15 protein-coding genes are annotated in these 16,601 nt (G+C 69.0%); all 15 read right to left on the bottom strand.

Features of this window, described 5'->3' with window-relative positions; genetic code table 11:
- Window positions 1–302: 302 nt before the first annotated feature.
- The 15 genes from ACFPN1_RS02590 to flhA all read right to left on the bottom strand — a co-directional run bounded on the left by ACFPN1_RS02590 (window position 303) and on the right by flhA (window position 16,598).
- On the bottom strand, window positions 303–800 hold the full coding sequence (locus ACFPN1_RS02590) for a chemotaxis protein CheW (RefSeq protein ID WP_386752718.1): 498 nt from the start codon (window positions 798–800) through the stop codon (window positions 303–305).
- A gap of 46 nt (window positions 801–846) precedes the next feature.
- Complete coding sequence (locus ACFPN1_RS02595; protein WP_386752720.1) at window positions 847–2,820, bottom strand: chemotaxis protein CheW; 1,974 nt, start codon at window positions 2,818–2,820, stop codon at window positions 847–849.
- 128 nt (window positions 2,821–2,948) lie between these two features.
- Entirely contained in the window at window positions 2,949–3,314 is a 366-nt protein-coding gene (locus ACFPN1_RS02600) for a response regulator (protein WP_386752722.1), read from the bottom strand.
- Entirely contained in the window at window positions 3,311–3,601 is a 291-nt protein-coding gene (locus ACFPN1_RS02605) for an STAS domain-containing protein (RefSeq protein WP_386752724.1), read from the bottom strand. Before ACFPN1_RS02605 ends, ACFPN1_RS02600 begins: the two co-directional genes overlap by 4 nt.
- 170 nt (window positions 3,602–3,771) lie before the next feature.
- Complete coding sequence (locus tag ACFPN1_RS02610) at window positions 3,772–4,533, bottom strand: chemotaxis protein CheW (protein WP_386752726.1); 762 nt, start codon at window positions 4,531–4,533, stop codon at window positions 3,772–3,774.
- The gene (locus tag ACFPN1_RS02615; RefSeq protein WP_386752728.1) at window positions 4,530–5,303 is read right to left on the bottom strand and encodes a ParA family protein; all 774 of its coding nucleotides are present in this window, start codon (window positions 5,301–5,303) and stop codon (window positions 4,530–4,532) included. Before ACFPN1_RS02615 ends, ACFPN1_RS02610 begins: the two co-directional genes overlap by 4 nt.
- Before the next feature lies 1 nt (window position 5,304).
- Entirely contained in the window at window positions 5,305–6,396 is a 1,092-nt protein-coding gene (motD, locus tag ACFPN1_RS02620) for a flagellar motor protein MotD (RefSeq protein ID WP_386752730.1), read from the bottom strand.
- A gap of 13 nt (window positions 6,397–6,409) precedes the next feature.
- On the bottom strand, window positions 6,410–7,147 hold the full coding sequence (locus tag ACFPN1_RS02625) for a flagellar motor protein (protein ID WP_386752732.1): 738 nt from the start codon (window positions 7,145–7,147) through the stop codon (window positions 6,410–6,412).
- Window positions 7,148–7,156: 9 nt separating this feature from the next.
- Window positions 7,157–8,986: a chemotaxis protein CheA gene (locus ACFPN1_RS02630; protein ID WP_386752734.1), complete on the bottom strand. Its 1,830-nt coding sequence runs from the start codon at window positions 8,984–8,986 to the stop codon at window positions 7,157–7,159.
- Window positions 8,987–9,761: 775 nt separating this feature from the next.
- Window positions 9,762–10,421, bottom strand: a complete 660-nt coding sequence (locus ACFPN1_RS02635) for a protein phosphatase CheZ (RefSeq protein ID WP_386752736.1) — start codon at window positions 10,419–10,421, stop codon at window positions 9,762–9,764.
- Complete coding sequence (cheY, locus tag ACFPN1_RS02640; RefSeq protein WP_386752738.1) at window positions 10,418–10,810, bottom strand: chemotaxis response regulator CheY; 393 nt, start codon at window positions 10,808–10,810, stop codon at window positions 10,418–10,420. The genes ACFPN1_RS02635 and cheY overlap by 4 nt, the downstream gene beginning before the upstream one ends.
- Before the next feature lie 44 nt (window positions 10,811–10,854).
- Window positions 10,855–11,616, bottom strand: coding sequence for an RNA polymerase sigma factor FliA (locus ACFPN1_RS02645; protein ID WP_386752740.1), 762 nt, complete (start codon window positions 11,614–11,616; stop codon window positions 10,855–10,857).
- Entirely contained in the window at window positions 11,613–12,485 is an 873-nt protein-coding gene (locus ACFPN1_RS02650) for a MinD/ParA family protein (protein WP_386752742.1), read from the bottom strand. Before ACFPN1_RS02650 ends, ACFPN1_RS02645 begins: the two co-directional genes overlap by 4 nt.
- A complete protein-coding gene (gene flhF, locus ACFPN1_RS02655) occupies window positions 12,472–14,355 on the bottom strand; it encodes a flagellar biosynthesis protein FlhF (RefSeq protein ID WP_386752744.1) in 1,884 nt (627 codons plus the stop codon). The genes ACFPN1_RS02650 and flhF overlap by 14 nt, the downstream gene beginning before the upstream one ends.
- A gap of 185 nt (window positions 14,356–14,540) precedes the next feature.
- Window positions 14,541–16,598 (bottom strand): flagellar biosynthesis protein FlhA, encoded by a 2,058-nt coding sequence (gene flhA / locus ACFPN1_RS02660; protein WP_386754010.1) that lies wholly within the window; start codon window positions 16,596–16,598, stop codon window positions 14,541–14,543.
- Window positions 16,599–16,601: the final 3 nt, after the last annotated feature.

A 16,601-nucleotide genomic window follows, 5' to 3' on the forward strand; every position in this document is an offset into this window, starting at 1 on the left:
CGGCCGGACCGGGAAAATCTGAACGCCGGGCGCTGCGTGTCGAAGACATTCGATGGGGGGGCTTGGGGGGCGACGTGCGTTCGATACGAGTTCGTGCCGCTTGCGAATGCAGAACGGCCGCGCATGGCGGCCGGTAGTGGAATGTTCGAGTCGCGCCCGCGGAACGCTTCTGCGCGCGAATGAAGAACGGCCCCCGGGAGGAAGCCGTTGCGTGGTGTCGAATCGCGCCCGCCGGCACGTCTGCGGGCGGATGCAGCGCGGCCGCGGAAGCAACTGGTGCGGAGAACGTCGGTGCGTGGGCCTCAGGCCGCTTCGGGTATCACCAGGCCCATTTCGGTGCTGCCCATCAGGCACTCGATGTCGAGCAGGATCAGCATGCGTTCGTCCAGCGTGCCGATCCCGGTGAGGAACTGGCGGTCGATCGTCGCGCCGATCTCGGGCACCGCACGGACCTGGTCGTCCGAGAGGCGCACGACGTCGGATACGCTGTCGACGACCATGCCCACCACGCGGTCGGCGACGTTGAGCACGATCATCACCGTCAGCGCGGTGTAGTCGGCGCGTTCCAGGCGGAACTTCAGGCGCATGTCGACCACGGGCACGATGGTGCCGCGCAGGTTGATCACGCCCTTGATGTAGTCGGGCGCATCCGGAAGGCGCGTGACCGCGTCGTAACCGCGGATCTCCTTCACCTTGAGGATATCGACGCCGTATTCCTCGCTGCCCAGGGCGAACGTCAGGAACTCGTTGCTGGTTTCCTCCGTCGCGGCGCCGCGCGGACTGGGATGCGGGTGGGACATGGGCGGTTCCTCGATTCGATGCGTGAATTGGGTGCGGTAGTGGGTGTCAGGCGGCGGCAGCCAGACGCGGAGACTGCGCGAGGCCGGAGGCATCGACGATCAGCGCGACGCGCCCATCGCCGAGGATGGTTGCCCCGGACACGCCCGGAATGCGGCGATAGTTGGCTTCGAGGTTCTTCACCACGACCTGGTGCTGGCCGAGCAACTCGTCCACTTCCAGTGCGAGGCGACGGCCGTCGCTCTCGACGACGACCGCGATCGGATGGCCGTGCCCCGCATCAGCACGGGAAGCGACGGGCAGGCCGTACTGCTCGGCGAGGTTGACCAGCGGCAGGTAGTCCTCGCGCACGCGCAGCACGCGGGCGTCGCCGGCGATCGTGCGCACGTCGGAGGTCGCGGGCTGCAGCGATTCGATCACGATGTTGAGCGGCACGATGAACACTTCGTCGCCGACGGCGACGGACATGCCATCGACGATCGCGAGCGTCAGCGGCAGGCGGATAGAAATGGTGGAACCCGCGCCGCTCTGGCTGCGGATCTCGACCTGGCCGCCGAGCGCGGCGATGTTCTTGCGCACCACGTCCATGCCGACGCCGCGGCCGGACAGGTCGGTGAGTTTTTCCGCGGTGGAGAAGCCCGGTGCGAAGACGAGATCCCACACCTGCGCGTCGGTCGGATTCTCGGGCACGTGCAGGTTGCGTTCGGCGGCCTTGCGCAGGATGCGCTCGCGATCCAGGCCGCGGCCGTCGTCGCCGATCTCGATGATGATGTGCCCGCCCTGGTGCGCGGCGGTGAGCGTGATCGTGCCGGTTTCGTCCTTGCCCGCGGCGCGGCGTTCTTCGGGCAGTTCCAGGCCGTGGTCGATCGCGTTGCGCACCAGATGCACCAGCGGATCGACGATTTTCTCGATCACGCCCTTGTCCAGTTCGGTCGCTTCGCCCGAGGTGCGCAGGTGCACCTTCTTGCCCAGGCGGCTGGCGAGGTCGCGGACCATGCGCGGGAAGCGGCTGAAGGCGAACTCCACCGGCAGCATGCGCACGCCCATGACCGATTCCTGCAGGTCGCGGGTGTTGCGCTCGAGCTGCACCAGGCCGGACAACAGGGCCTCGTTGGCGACGGGATCGAGGTGTTCCGAACGCTGGCGCAGCATCGCCTGGGTGATGACGAGTTCGCCTACGAGGTTGATCAACGCATCGACCTTGGCGACGGCGACGCGGATGGAATTGTCGTGGTCGCTGGCGCGGCGACCGGCGATCGCGCCGGCGTCGGCCTCGGTGGCGGCTTCTGCAGACACGACGGCAGGTACCGCTTCAGCGCGAGCGGCCTCGATCGTGAGTTCGCATTCGTCCGCGACCCACGCGAAGGATTCGTCGATCGCGCTGCGCGGCACACTGCCGGGCAGGGTGAGGTCCCAGGCGAGATAGGCCTCGTACGGGTCCATCTCGCTGAAGCCGGGCAGGCGCTGGTCGAGGCAGGTGACGCCCAGTTCGCCGTGGCTGCCGAGTTCGCGCAGGATCCGCAGCGGATCGTTGCCGCTCATGAACAGCGATGCGGCGGGTGTGAAGTTGATGCGCCAGTCGCCCGTGGCCGCAGTCGTGGCGGTTTCGGCTTCGACATGGGTGGCGGCTGGCTTCGCTTCGCCGGACAACAGTTGTTCGAGACTGCTGCGCGCGCGCGTGAGTCCCGCCTGGTCGATCGCATCGCCGTGTTCGCAACCGGCGAGCAGGCCGCGCAGTACATCCACCGACAGCAGCAGCACGCCCGTCGCTTCGGCATCGAGCACGCGACGGCCGCTGCGTGCTTCATCGAGCAGCGTTTCCAGCAGGTGGGTCAGGTCGGTGACCGCGGTGAAGCCGAACGTCGCCGCGCCGCCCTTGATCGAGTGCGCCGCGCGGAAGATGACGTTGATCGTTTCCGCGTCGCTGCGCCCGGATTCCAGCGCCAGCAGGCCGCTCTCCATGGCGTCCAGGCCTTCGCGGCTTTCTTCGAAGAACGCGGCATGAAAGCGGGTGATGTCCATGGAGTGGAGTGCGTGGCCAGGAGTGGATGACTAGGAAGAGGTGTGGCGCAAAGGCAGGCGCAGCGGGCGGGAGGAAGCCGTGGCGCGGTTGCCGTTAGCGGCTACCGCGCCGACATGCCCGCTCCACGTCAGCCGAGCACCTTGCGCACGGTCGCGACCAGTTGCTCGGGATCGAACGGCTTCACCAGCCAGCCGGTGGCGCCGGCCGCCTTGCCTTCCTGCTTCTTGTCGCCGCCGGACTCGGTGGTGAGCATCAGCAGCGGCGTGAACTTGTAGGTCGGCAGCTGGCGCAGTTCGCGGATCAGCGTGATGCCGTCCATGCGCGGCATGTTGACGTCGGTGACGACGGCGTCGAACTTGCGCGTGCGGGCGATATCCAGGGCGGCCTGGCCGTCTTCCGCTTCCTGGACGGTGTAGCCGCCCGAAGTCAGCGCGAAGGCGACCATCTGCCGCATGGAAGGGGAGTCGTCGACGATCAGCAGTTGCGCGCTCAAGCGGGCTCTCCGGTGTGTGCATCGACGCCGAGGCTGACCGCGAGTCCGAGTTGACGCGCGGCCGCCGCAAGCGTCGGCGAGGGCAGGGTGATGGTGGTCTGGTGGCCGCGCGCCGCGCGATCGCGCACGAAGGCGTGCAGCAACTGCAGGCCTGCGGCGTGGACGCGCTGCACGTGTTCGCCGGCGAGCGCGACCGGACTGTCGTCTTCCAGGTGCGGTTGCAGCGCGGCCTGGAGTTCGGCGACGCACTCGATGCCCAGGTCGGATTGCAGGGTCAGCTCGGTCATGGCGACGGTGTGGCGTTTGGGCTCATGCGGTTTAACGGCATGGGGGGCGGGGACTTGAGGGGGAGCAGAAGCGGGAAGGGGGAGTAGGGAAGAGGGAACGACGCAGTCCCGCACCGGCCGGCGATGCATCGTTCCCCATTCCCTATTCCCGCTTTTCATTCCCGCTTGTCTCACACAGCAAACAACGCCCCCGCATCCAGCAGCACCGTCGGCGTGGCACCGACGCGGGCGACGCCGACGATCGGTCCCGGCTTGCTGCCAGCCAGCGGGGGTTCGATGCGGTCCTGGCCGAGCGTCACCACGTCCTCGACCAGGGTGACGAGCACGCCGATCAGCTCGTCGTCGCGCTCCACCACCACGATGCGGCTGCGTTCGTCCGGCTGCACGCACGCGGTGCCCAGCCAGAGGCCCAGGTCGAACACCGGCACGATGCGGCCGCGCAGGTTCATCACGCCAAGCACGGCGGGATTGGCGCCGCGCATCGCGACGATCGGCGCGACGCGCACGACTTCCTGCACGCACAGCAGTTCCAGTGCGTAGCTGCCGCTGCCGACCACCACACGCAGCCAGCGGTTGGAGGCCTGCAGCAGGGTCATTGCGCGGGTGGGCGCCGGCGGCGGCGGGGCGAAGGCGTCGGCGTTGAACACCGGCGCTGCAGGTCGGGGCGCGGGGGGAACTTCGGTTGCGGGTCGTACGTGTTCGATGGCGGGAGGCGATGGCATGGAAGTCTCCGCGCGTTCTGCAGCGACGGGCTGTTCGTCCACGGCGCTCACCTCGCTGTCGCTGGCACCGGACGGGTCGTTCATGACGGCGAGACCATCGGCCGCGGCTGCGGCGGGCGCGAATGGCGTGACCACGGCGTCGTCGAGCCCCTCGACCAGCAGCGCATCGACATACGCGTCGACTTCGTCGGGTGCAGGCTGCGTGTTCATGCGGCCTGCCGTTGCGAGGCATCGGGTTGCGCCAGCAGCCACGTCAGTGCGCGGCGGTAGGCATCGGCGCCGCGGCCGGTAGGCGGCACGGCGGCGGTCAGCGCGTTCGCATCTCGCAGCCGCGTGTCCACTGGCACCGCATGCGGCCACACGCGGCCTTCGTAGCGGTCGTGGAGCAGATCGAGGTTATGGATGCCCGCGCGCGTGCGGCGGTCGTACAGCGTCGGCACCACGAAGCCCGGCAGCGGGCGGCGGCGCGAGCGTTCCACCATCTCGGCCGTGCGCAGCATGTCGGCCAGGCCGTGCAGCGCGAGCTGGTCGGTCTGCGTCGGCACGACCAGACGATCCGCGGCGGCGAGCGCGTTGATCATCAGCAGCCCGAGCGTCGGCGGACAGTCGAGCAGGGCGTAGTCGTAGAGCCCGTGGGCGCCGTGCAGTGCGCGCCCGAGCGCGAGACCGAGCCCCGGCTGCGTGGCGCCACGGCGTTCCAGCGTCGCCAGTGCCGGTTGCGCGGCGACGAGCTTCAGGCCCTCGATGTCGGTGCTGCGCGCGAGCGAGGCGAGCGTGGCGCCGCTGCTGCCGAACAGATCGTGCGTGCCCGACGGTGGCGGCGCCGAAGGCACGGCGAATGCGCGCGTCAGCGAGGCATGCGGATCCAGGTCGATCAGCAGCACGCGATGCCCGGCCTGCGCGAGGCCGCGGCCGAGGAAGAGGGTGGTCGTGGTCTTGCCCACGCCGCCTTTCTGGTTGGCGATCGCCCAAACCTGCATGTCAGCCGGCTCCGGGTTGCGGCGCGGCATCGCTTGCCACGGATGCGCGCAGTTCGTTGGATGCGGTGCCGCGCAGGGGCAAGGCGGCGGTAGCGGAGGACGGCACGGTGGTGTGCGCGCCGTAGGGCCGAGGCGACGACGGCGGCGTTTCCACGGGCGCGGTCGCGGCCGCGGGTGCGGATTCCACAGCGGGTGCGGGTTCGAACGCGATCGTCGGACCGCTCTCGGGAATCGCATCCGGTCCGGCGGGAGCGGCGAGGATCACCAGCAGCACGCGCCGGTTGGCGTTGCGGCCGGCTTCGGTGTCGTTGGGCGCGATCGGCTGGTATTCGCCGTAGCCGATCACCGCGAGCCGGCGCGCCTGGATGCCCTCGGCGATCATCGCGTGCACCACGCTGGAGGCGCGGGCGGAAGAGAGTTCCCAGTTGGAGGGGAATACCGGCGTGCTGATCGGGCGATCGTCGGTGTAGCCCTCCACGCGCACCGCATTGGGCTCGTTGCGCAGCACGGCGGACAGCTTGCGCACGGTGGCCATCGCCACGCTGCTGGGTTCGGCCGCGCCGCTGGCGAACAGGATGTCGCTCTGGATCTCGACCTCCAGGTAGTTGTTGCCGCGACGCACGGTGACGAGGTTCTGCTTCACCAGTTCCGACAGCGCGTCGTGGATCTGCCGGCCCAGCGAGTTGAGCTGGCGTTCGCGCTCCATCGCGGCTTCCTTCGCCCGCGCCCGCGCAGCGGCCTGCTGCTGCGCCTGCCCGTACGTCGGCATTTCCAGCGACTGCCGGATGCGCACCAGGCTCACCGGGCTTACCGAGGCCGGCCCGGTCTTCGCAGCGGCGGTCTGCATCGAAGGACGGTCGAAGGCGGAACCGCGCAACTGCGTCTCGCCCAGCTGGACCGGCGACATCGTGTGCGGCGGCCCGCCGAAGGCCGACGACAGCGCGTCGGCGAGCACGCGGTACTTGCCCTCGTTGACCGAGGAGATCGCGTACATCACCACGAAGAACGCGAGCAGCAGCGTCACCAGGTCGCCGTAGGGGATCGCCCAGGCTTCGTGGTTGGCGTGTTCCTCGTGCTTGTGCCTGCGGGCCATGCGAACGCGCCCTCTACAGGTAGCCGCTGAGGCGCGATTCGATGTTGCGCGGGTTCTCGCCCTGCGCGATGGCGATCAGGCCTTCCACGATCATCTCGCGCTCTTCGGTCTGCGCGTTGACCACGCCCTTGAGCTTGCTCGCGATCGGCAGCAGCGCGAGGTTGGCCGAACCGATGCCGTAGATCGTTGCCGTGAACGCGGCGGCGATGCCGTGGCCGAGCTTGCTCGGGTCGGCGAGGTTCTTCATCACCGCCATCAGGCCCAGCACCGCGCCGATGATGCCCAGCGTCGGCGCGTAGATGCCCATGCCCTCGAACACCTTGGCCGCGGCCATGTCGCGCGAACTCTGCCCGTGCATTTCGATTTCCAGCATCTGCCGGATGGTTTCCGGCTCGATGCCGTCGACCACCATCTGCAGGCCCTTGCGCACGAAGGGATCCTGCTGTGCCTGCACCTGAGCTTCCAGGCCGAGCAGGCCCTGCTTGCGCGCGGTGGTGGACCATTCGACGAGCTGCGCGATCATCGCGCGGCGGTCGTGCGCCGGCGGGCGGAACACCCAGCGGAACATGGCCATGGCGCGCTTGAAGGTGTGGATCGGCGTCTGCACCAGGATCGAGGCCGTGGTGCCGAGGATCACGATGACGAAGGCGGCCGGCGACCACAGGCCCGACAGGCCCGCGCCCTTGAGCACGCTGCCGCCGCACAGGGCGGTGATGGCGAGTACGAGTCCGATGACACTGAGTCTGTCCATATGAACGCGTTATCGGCCCGTGCGCAGCGAACTTGACCGCTCGTCCTGCGGCTTCGCGCCCCGCGCGCCTTCGCGCAGACCCGTGCGCAGCAGCGCATCGACGTCGAGGATCAGCGCCATGCGGCCGTCGCCGACGAGACTCGCGCCGGCGTAACCGGGCAGGCCGCGCAGGGTCGGCGGCAGGGCCTTGATCACGACTTCCTCGCGGCCGCGCACGCGGTCCACGGCGATGCAGTAGCGCTGCTCGCCCGACTGCAGCACCACCGCGGTGACCAGCGGCAGATCGGCCGGCGGCATGCCCAGCCATTCGCGCAGGCACAGCAGGGGAATGGGTTCCTGGCGCAGGTCGAGCATCGGCTGGCCGTCGATCGACAGCGCGCTGGCCGGGTCGTGGATAAGCACTTCGACCACGCGCACCAGCGGCAGCGCATACACGTCGCCCTCGATCTCCACCAGCAGCGTCGGCAGGATCGCCAGCGTCAGCGGCACGCGGATGCAGAAGCGGCTGCCTTCGCCGATCTCGGAGTGGATCTGCACCTGGCCGCTGAGTTCGCGGATCTTCGATTGCACCACGTCCATGCCGACGCCGCGGCCGGACAGGTCGCTGACTTCGTTGCGGGTGGAAAAGCCCGGCAGGAAGATCAGCTGCAGGCATTCCTCGCCGGTCAGCCGCGCCGCGGCTTCGGCGGTGACCAGGCCTTTTTCCACGGCGCTGCGGCGGATCTTTTCCGGATCGATGCCGGCGCCGTCGTCGCGTACTTCGATGTTGACGTGGTCGCCCTCCTGCTGCGCGCTCAGGCGCACGCGGCCCTGTTCGGGCTTGCCGGCGCGGCGGCGCGCCTCGGGCATTTCAATGCCGTGGTCGATCGCGTTGCGCACCAGGTGCACCAGCGGATCGGCCAGGGCTTCGACGAGGTTGCGGTCCAGTTCGGTGTCGGCGCCGACGACTTCCAGCTCGACGTTCTTCTTCAGTTGTCGCGCGACGTCACGCGCGAGTTTGGGGAAGCGGGCGAAGACGCGGCCGACCGGCTGCATGCGCGCGGTCATCACCGCCGATTGCAGGCGCGAGGTCGCCACATCCAGCGCGGCCACCGCGCGATCGAGGTCGTCGTCGCGCAGACGCGGACGGATGGTCTTGAGGCGGTTGCGCGCGAGCACGAGTTCGCCGACGAGGTTGACCATCGCATCGAGGCGGCGCACATCCACGCGGACGGTGGCATCGGCGTCGTTGTGCGCGGCGGGCGCGGGAACGGCGGCGAGTTTCGCCGGCCGATTCGCTTGCGGTGCGACCGGCGCGGGTGCGGCCGATGTCGGAGCGGGCGCATTGCCGGCGCCCTGCAGACTGTCCAGCAGCGCTTCGAATTCGAGATCGTCGATGACGTCGCCACCGGCGGCGAATTTCGCGATCGCTTCCTGGGCGGTGTTGTTTGCCGCGAGCGCAGGCGCGGCGGGCGAACCGCCGATGCCGGCGCGCAGCGAGGCTACGAGGGCCTGCGGTGCGGGGTCGAGCGGACAGCCCGACGCGACCGCCTGCAACATGTCGGCGAGCAGGTCGAGCGCCTGCTGTGCACCGTCGAAGGCGACAGCGTCCAGCGGCACGACGCCGCTGCGCGCGGCATCGAGGCGGTCTTCGGCGGCGTGGCAGATTTCGACCATCGGCCCGAGATCGAGGAATCCCGCGCCGCCCTTGATGGTGTGGAAGCCGCGGAAGACCGCATTGAGGCAGTCGCGGTCGGTCGGCGCGTGTTCGAGCACGACCATCTGCTCGCCGAGCTGGTCGAGGATCTCGCGCGCCTCGATCAGGAAGTCGGCGCAGATGTCGGAGGCGAGGGCGCTCATGGAGTGCGTTCCTGGAATCGATGTGCCGCGCGGTTCCGGGGAACGGTGGGTGCTGCCTGCGTTGGGGTCTTTGTCGCCGCGAACGCGGGGCCTGAGGGCTGTTGTTTTTGATTCGTCATCCCCGCGAAAACGGGGTCAAGCGGTCGCGGCTTTCGGCTGGTCATCCCCGCGAAAGCGGGGATCCATGGACGTTGCTTTAGGTTCGTCATCTCCGAGCAGGTGGGGACACGCGAAGGCTGCTTTTGGCTCGTCATCCCCGCGAAAGCGGGGATCCAGTGACTTTGCCTTTGGCTCGTCATTCCTGCGCAGGCGGGGCCCCAGGGACGCAGTTTTCGGCTCGTCATCCCCGCGAAAGCGGGGATCCAGTGACTTTGCTTTTGGCTCGTCATTCCTGCGCAGGCGGGGCCCCAGGGACGCAGTTTCCGGCTCGTCATCCCCGCGAAAGCGGGGATCCAGTGACTTTGCTTCTCCCTTCCTGCCTCCACGGCGAAAGACACTGGATTCCCGCTTTCGCGGGAATGACGGGCGAAGGGCAAAGACAAAGACACTGGATTCCCGCTTTCGCGGGGATGACGAGCGAAAAGCAGAGGCGAAGACACTGGATGCCCGCTTGACCGGACATTCGTCCGTTGAAGGCCGCGGGGATGACGAGCGAAAGGAAGAGGCGAAGACACTGGATTCCCGCTTGACCGGACATTCGTCCGCTGAAAGCCGCGGGAGTGACGCGCGAAGGGCAAAGGAGCCAGGGCAGAAGGAGCGAGCATCGCCAGCACCATCACAACCCCAGCGAAGACAGCAGCTGGTTGGCGTCGTCCTGCGTCGCCGCCGGGGCATCGAGGCCCGCCAGCGAGGGGCCGAAGCCCTGCCGCGCTGCTTCGCCGCCGGTCAGATGCAGCGGTTCGCCGCCCGACGTCGCGGTGGCCGCATCGCCCAGACCCGCATGCACCGCCTGCACCAGTTGCACCACGCGGCGGATGATCTGCCCGGTGAGGTCCTGGTAGCCCTGCGCGGCGGTCATTTCCGACAGGCGTGAACGGATCGCGGCCATGGTGGCCTTGACGTCTTCATCGATGGAGGTCGCGGGCAGCGTGCCGATCAGTAGGCCGCATTCCTGGATCAGGTCGAGCGTGTGGTGGCTGGCGTCCTCGCTCATGCGCACGACGTGCTCCAGGCGCGCGCACGCTTCGGGCAGCGAACCTTCCGCCGCGCCGCTGCGATTGCCCAGCGCCTGGTCGAGTTCGCGCGCGAGCCTGGCCAGTCCCTGCACCAGCGGCTGCGTGCGCCACTGGATCAGTTCGTCGACGTGCGTGCGCCACGCGGCATGGTTGTCGGCTTCCAGCGCGTCGAGCGCGGCATGCAGGCAGGCGATCACGGCCTGGCGGTCGCCCAGGCGTCCGTCCAGGGCGAGCCCGTCGGGGGACGCCACCGCGTTCACGCCGCGGCTCCCAGGCGTTCGAAGATCTTGCCGAGCTTGTCGCCGAGCGTTGCCGCGGTGAAGGGCTTGATGACGTAACCGTTCACGCCGGCCTGTGCGGCTTCGATGATCTGTTCGCGCTTGGCTTCCGCAGTGACCATGAGCACGGGGATCTTCGACAGCTGCGCGTCGGAGCGGATCGCCTTGAGCAGGTCGATACCCGGCATGCCCGGCATGTTCCAGTCGGTGATCACCAGGTCGAACGGACCCTTGCGCAGTTCCACCAGCGCGCTGTTGCCGTCGTCGGCCTCGGCGGTGTTGAAGAAGCCCAGGTCGTTGAGCAGGTTCTTGACGATGCGCCGCATGGTCGAGAAGTCGTCGACGATCAGGATGCGGATGTTCTTGTCCATGCGGGGTCTCGTGTTGCGGTCGAAAACGTTGGGATGCGGGTGGCTCAGGGCAGGACGTCGTCGTCCTCGTCGTGGCTGCCGCGCCACTCGCCGAGGCGGGCGCGCAGGCGGACCATCGCCTGGCCGTGGATCTGGCAGACGCGCGATTCGCTCACCGCCAGCACGGCGCCGATCTCGCGCAGGTTGAGTTCCTGCTCGTAGTACAGCGACAGCACCAGGCGCTCGCGCTCGGGCAGCTTGCCGATGGCATCGCCCAGTGCGTGGCGAAAGGCGTCGCTCTCGAAGGCGCGCGCCGGCGTCGCCGTGGTGGCCACGGACAGGCGCGGTTCGCCGTCGTGTTCCTCCATGTGCGCGTCGAGGCTGACGAGCTGTCCGCGCGCGGCGTCCTCGACCATGTGGTGATATTCGTCCAGGCTCACGCCGAGCGCGCCGGCGACCTGCTGCGCAGTAGCTGCGCTGCCGGTGCGCTGTTCGATGTCGCGCGTGGCGGCGACGAGGTCGCGGTAACGGCGATGTACCGAGCGCGGCACCCAGTCGCCGCGGCGGATCTCGTCGATCATCGCGCCGCGGATGCGGATGGACGCGTAGGTCTCGAAGGTGGCGCCCTGGTCGGACTGGAAATTGCGCGCGGCGTCGATCAGCCCGAGCATTCCCGCCTGGATCAGGTCGTCGATCTCCACGCTCGCCGGCAGGCGCGCGGCGAGATGGTGGGCGATACGGCGCACGAGTTCGCCGTGCTGCGCGACGATGTCGTGCGCCGAGCCCTGCTGGTTGGCGCGGTATTGGGCGGCGGCGCTGGCGTTCATGCGGCGGCGCTCCTCGTCGGGCTGTTCGCCGGCGTGCCGATGAGGCGTTCGATGAAGAATTCGACGTGGCCACGCGGCGCGGCCGGCGATTGCCACTGGCGCGAGCGGCGGCCGATGTCGCGGAAAGCGAGCGCGGACGGGCTCGACGGAAAGGCGTCGACGACGGATTCCTGGCGCTGCACCGCGCGGCGCAGCCATTCGTCGCGCGGGATCGCGCCGAGGTAGTTGAGGGTCACGTCGAGGAAGCGCGAGGTGACGCGTTCGAGCTTGTCGAACAGCTGCTTGCCTTCGACCGGATGCTGCACCTGGTTGGCGAGCACCTGCACGCGGGCGACGCCGCGCTCGCGGCTGAGCACCTTGATCAGCGCGTAGGCGTCGGTGACGGAAGCCGGTTCGTCGCAGACCACGACCACGACTTCCTGCGCCGCCTGGCAGAAGGTCAGCACGCCATCGGCGAGGCCCGCGGCGTTGTCCACCACCATCGTGTCGATGGGCAGGTCGAGTTCGCTGAAGGCGTGGACCAGGCCGACGTGCTGCTGCGGCGTCAGCTCGGTCATGTGGCGCTTGCCCGACGCGGCGGGGACGATCATCAGCCCGTTGGGGCCTTCCAGCACGGTGTCGCGCAGCTCGCAGCGGCCGGCGAAGACATCGGCGAGAGTGAAGCGCGGCGACAGGCCGAGCATCACGTCGACGTTGGCGAGCCCGAGGTCGGTATCGAGCAGCAGCGTGCGTTGCCCGGCGTTGACCAGGGCCGCGGCGAGGTTGATCGACACCGACGTCTTGCCCACGCCGCCCTTGCCGCTGGCGACCGCGATGACGCGGGGCGCGGGATGGTGCGGCGTGCTGGGAATGGAATCAGGCGAACGCATGGCGATCCTCTAGGTCCAAGGGGTTAACGGCAGCACCCGGCGATTTCTCCAGTGCCAATTTCGGGGCGGCCTGCTTTTGGGCGAGGTGTTCTTCGCCGGCGCGCAGCTCCTGCACCTGCTCGCACAGGACCTCGCCCAGGCCTTCCGCGGTGGCGGCTTCCAGGTCTTCGGGTACGCGCTGGCCGCCGCAGGTGTAGGCGAGCGTCAGCTGGTGCTGGGCGAGCACGGAGAGCGAGGCGCCGAGGCGGCCGGATTCGTCGAGCTTGGTCAACACCACGCCTTCGGGCGCGGCAGGGCGGTAACGGCGGGCGATGTCGCCCAGGTCGTGCGGATTCGCGTTGGCGGGCAGCACCAGCAGGCTGCGCAGGCGGCTGCTCGAACGCAGCCACAGGATCTGCCGCAGCAGGGCGCGGTCGCGCACGCCGTAGCCGGCGGTGTCGACGAGCACCAGCGGGTAATCGACGAGCTGGTCGAGCGCGCGGCCGAGGCCGTCGCTGTTCTCCGCGTCGCACACGGTGACGCCGAGGCGGCGGCCGAGTGCGTGCAGCTGTTCGCGCGCGCCGGTGCGTTCGCGGTCGATGCTGACCATGGCCACGTCGCGGGCGCGATGGCGCGCGGCGAAGCGTGCGGCGAGCTTCGCCGCGGTGGTGGTCTTGCCGGCGCCGGTCGGGCCGACCAGGGCGATCACGCCGCCTTCGTCGATCGGCTCGCTGTGCGCGATGTCGAGCGTGCGCAGCAGGCCGGCGACCATCGGATCGAGCATGTCGGCAGGCGGCAGGCGCGGATCCAGTTCGGCGGCGACGCTCTGCGCGATGGCCGGATCGCAGCCCAGCGCGAGCAAGGTTTCGAACGCGGCCGCGCGTGCCGGCGAACCGCGCAGGCGTTCCAGCGACAGCTGTTCCATCTGCCGTTCCATCAGCTGGCGCATCGTCGCCAGTTCGCGGCGCATGGCGAGGATGGACGGATCGGTTTCGGCCTTGTCGCCCGCGACTGCATGCAGGGTGCGCGAGGACGATGCGACGGCTTCGACCGGCGCGACCGTGCCGGCGGTGTCGGCAGCGGGCGTGGCGATGCCGGTGGCGAGCGCGATCAGGTAGTCGGCGTCGCTTTCGGCGGGCGCGACGAGCGCGGCGTCGCGGATCGCGGAAGAGGTTGCTTCGATGCTGCGCGTATCCGCTGTGATGTTCGATTCGCAGCGCGCGGCCTCGCTCTCGGCGCATGCCGGCGTTGCATCGACGCCAGGCGTTTCCTGCGCCGGCGCGGCGGGCGTGGCAGTCGGCGGATTGAACGCCGCCACCATCTCCTCGAAGCGCGAACCGGAGTCGGCGCGACGCGGCGCGGCCGTCGCGGGTGCGGACTGCGGAACCGAAGCGGCGGTGAGTTCGGCAAGCGTCGGACCTTCGCCTGCGTCCGGCCCATCGCCGATGCGGAAGATCGCGCGGGCGCGGGTGATCAGCGATTCGCGCGGCGCGACCGATTCGCGCACGTTCGTAGCGGCGAAGGCGGGCGCAGCGACGGCAGCAGCGATTGCAGGTTCGGCGGCGGGTTCAGACGCCTGGCGGGCGCCAGCGGGCGCGCGCGTTTCGACGGGTGCGTTCGCCAGCGTGTTTGCCGGCGCGTTCGCCGACTGCGCCGCCATCGCGCGCGAACTGACGTTGACCACGGTCGCAGGCGCGAATGTATCCAGGCCCGGCACCGCGGCGCGCAGCGCCTGCGCGGCGAGTGCTTCGTCGTAATCGGTCGCGGCGACGATCTCGATGCCGTCGTCCGTCGCGCGATTGGACAGGATGACCGCATCGGGACCCTGTTCCTCGCGCACCATGCGCAGCGCGGTGCGCATGTCGGGGGCGGTGAAGCGTTTGATGCGCATGGGGAAGACTCAGAAGGCGGGAACGGGGAACAGGGAACGGGGAAGCGGAAGGTGAGAAACGACGGGTGGGGCGTCGGACGGAAAGGTGTTTGTGTTCATCGGTCTTTGCTCACGGTCTTCTGTCTTCATGCCGTCAGGTAGTGAAGTTGCTGTTGCTTTCCCGTTCCCTGTTCCCGCTTTTCGGATCAGCCAATCGCCCCCACCAACCTCAGCCGCTTGTCCTCCGGCACCTCGCCGTAGGCCAGCACCGACATCGACGGGATGCTGTGGCGTACCAGCCGGGCGATCGCCGCACGGATCCCGCCGGGGACCAGCAGGACCGCGGGTTCGCCGCGGCTTTCCTGCCGGGCCACGCATTCGCTGAGGTTCTGGTGAAGTCGCTCGGCGAGTCCGGGTTCCAGCGCGGCGCCCTGGCCGCTGACCGACTCCTGCAACACCCGTTCCAGGGCCGGTGCCAGGGTGTAGACGGGGAGTTCCGGCGCGAGGCCGTTGAGTTCCTGGACGATGAACCGGCCCAGCGCGGTGCGCACCGCGGCGGTGAGCAACGCCGGGTCCTGCGTGTGCGCGCCGTGTTCCAGCAGCGCTTCCACGATCTGCCGCAGCTGCCGCACGGGCACGCGCTCGGCCAGCAGCGACTGCAGCACCTTCACCACCACCGACAGCGGCAGCAGCTTGGGCGTCAAATCCTCGACGAGCTTGGGCGCGTTGCGTCCGAGAGTCGTCAGCAGGTGCTGGACTTCTTCGTGACCGAGCAGCTCGGCGGCCTTCTCGCGGACCAGGTGCGACAGATGCGTGGCGACCACCGTGGCCGCATCGACCACGGTGTACCCCAGCGATTCGGCATGGGCGCGCTGGTTGGGATTGATCCAGACAGCATCGAGGCCGAAGGCGGGATCCTTGCCGGGGATGCCTTCGACCGGCCCGAACACGCGGCCCGGATCCAGCGCGAGTTCGCGGTCGGGATGTAGTTCGCCACTGGCGACCGGAACGCCGTGCACCAGCACGCGGTAGTGGTTGGGCGCGAGCTCCAGGTTGTCGCGCACGTGCACGGCGGGAATGAGGAAACCGACGTCCTGGGTGAGCTTGCGGCGCACGCCCTTGAGGCGCGCGAGCAGTTGTCCGCCCTGCGCCTTGTCGACCAGCGCGATCAGGCGGTAGCCGACTTCCAGCGCGAGCGGTTCAACCGGGCGGATCTCGTCCCAGCTCAGTTCGGCGGCGGCCGGATCGACGACCTGCGCGGTGCTGTCGGCCTGCGGCGCATCGGCTTCGCGCAGCGCCCGCTGGCGCAGCTTCCACGCGGCGAAGCCGAGCACGCCGGCCAGCAGCAGGAAGGGAATGTTCGGCATGCCCGGCACCACGCCGATCAGGCCCATCAGCGCCGCGGCGACGGTCAGGGCGCGCTGGTGGCCGAACAACTGGCGCGACACGGCCGAGCCCATTTCCTGTTCGCCGGTGGAGCGCGTGACCAGCATCGCGGTGGCGGTGGCGATCAGCAGCGCCGGCAGCTGCGCGACCAGGCCGTCGCCGATCGCCAGCGTGGTGTAGGTCTGCGCCGCTGCGCCGAAACCCAAACCGTGCTGGAGCATGCCGATCAGCAGGCCGCCGACCAGGTTGATCGCCAGGATCAGGATGCCGGCGATCGCGTCGCCGCGGACGAACTTGCTGGCGCCGTCCATCGAGCCGTAGAAGTCGGCTTCGTCGCGGACTTCCTGGCGACGCAGCTTCGCGTCCTCGCGCGTCAGCAGGCCGGCGTTGAGGTCGGCGTCGATCGCCATCTGCTTGCCGGGCAGGGCGTCGAGGATGAAGCGCGCCGACACTTCCGAAATGCGGCCCGCGCCCTTGGTGACGACGACGAAGTTGACGATGGTGAGGATCGCGAACACCACGATGCCCACCGCGTAGCTGCCGCCGATCACGAACTGGCCGAAGGATTCGATGACGTGGCCGGCCGCGCCGCCGCCCTCGTGGCCGTGCAGCAGCACGACGCGGGTGGAGGCGACGTTCAGCGCGAGGCGCAGCAGCGTCACCATCAGCAGGACGCTGGGGAAGATCGAGAACTCCAGCGGTCGCTTCACGTAGACCACCGCCAGCATCACCACCAGCGACAGCGCGATGTTGATGGTGAACAGGGCGTCCAGCAGCATCGGCGGCAGCGGGACGACCACCATGGCCAGCATCGCCAGGACGACGATCGGCGCGGCCACGGCATTGCGCATGCCGGCGGACCAGCCGCCGGCGTTCATCGG

The organism is Lysobacter yangpyeongensis (genome assembly GCF_042655745.1).
Taxonomy (GTDB): Bacteria; Pseudomonadota; Gammaproteobacteria; order Xanthomonadales; family Xanthomonadaceae; genus Agrilutibacter; species Agrilutibacter yangpyeongensis.

Coding starts and splice junctions, on each gene's coding strand:
- ACFPN1_RS02590 (WP_386752718.1), bottom strand. CDS start 800: ATGTCCCACCCGCATCCCAGTCCGCGCGGCGCCGCGACGGAGGAAACC.
- ACFPN1_RS02595 (WP_386752720.1), bottom strand. CDS start 2,820: ATGGACATCACCCGCTTTCATGCCGCGTTCTTCGAAGAAAGCCGCGAA.
- ACFPN1_RS02605 (WP_386752724.1), bottom strand. CDS start 3,601: ATGACCGAGCTGACCCTGCAATCCGACCTGGGCATCGAGTGCGTCGCC.
- ACFPN1_RS02610 (WP_386752726.1), bottom strand. CDS start 4,533: ATGAACACGCAGCCTGCACCCGACGAAGTCGACGCGTATGTCGATGCG.
- ACFPN1_RS02615 (WP_386752728.1), bottom strand. CDS start 5,303: ATGCAGGTTTGGGCGATCGCCAACCAGAAAGGCGGCGTGGGCAAGACC.
- motD (WP_386752730.1), bottom strand. CDS start 6,396: ATGGCCCGCAGGCACAAGCACGAGGAACACGCCAACCACGAAGCCTGG.
- ACFPN1_RS02625 (WP_386752732.1), bottom strand. CDS start 7,147: ATGGACAGACTCAGTGTCATCGGACTCGTACTCGCCATCACCGCCCTG.
- ACFPN1_RS02630 (WP_386752734.1), bottom strand. CDS start 8,986: ATGAGCGCCCTCGCCTCCGACATCTGCGCCGACTTCCTGATCGAGGCG.
- cheY (WP_386752738.1), bottom strand. CDS start 10,810: ATGGACAAGAACATCCGCATCCTGATCGTCGACGACTTCTCGACCATG.
- ACFPN1_RS02645 (WP_386752740.1), bottom strand. CDS start 11,616: ATGAACGCCAGCGCCGCCGCCCAATACCGCGCCAACCAGCAGGGCTCG.
- ACFPN1_RS02650 (WP_386752742.1), bottom strand. CDS start 12,485: ATGCGTTCGCCTGATTCCATTCCCAGCACGCCGCACCATCCCGCGCCC.
- flhF (WP_386752744.1), bottom strand. CDS start 14,355: ATGCGCATCAAACGCTTCACCGCCCCCGACATGCGCACCGCGCTGCGC.
- flhA (WP_386754010.1), bottom strand. CDS start 16,598: ATGAACGCCGGCGGCTGGTCCGCCGGCATGCGCAATGCCGTGGCCGCG.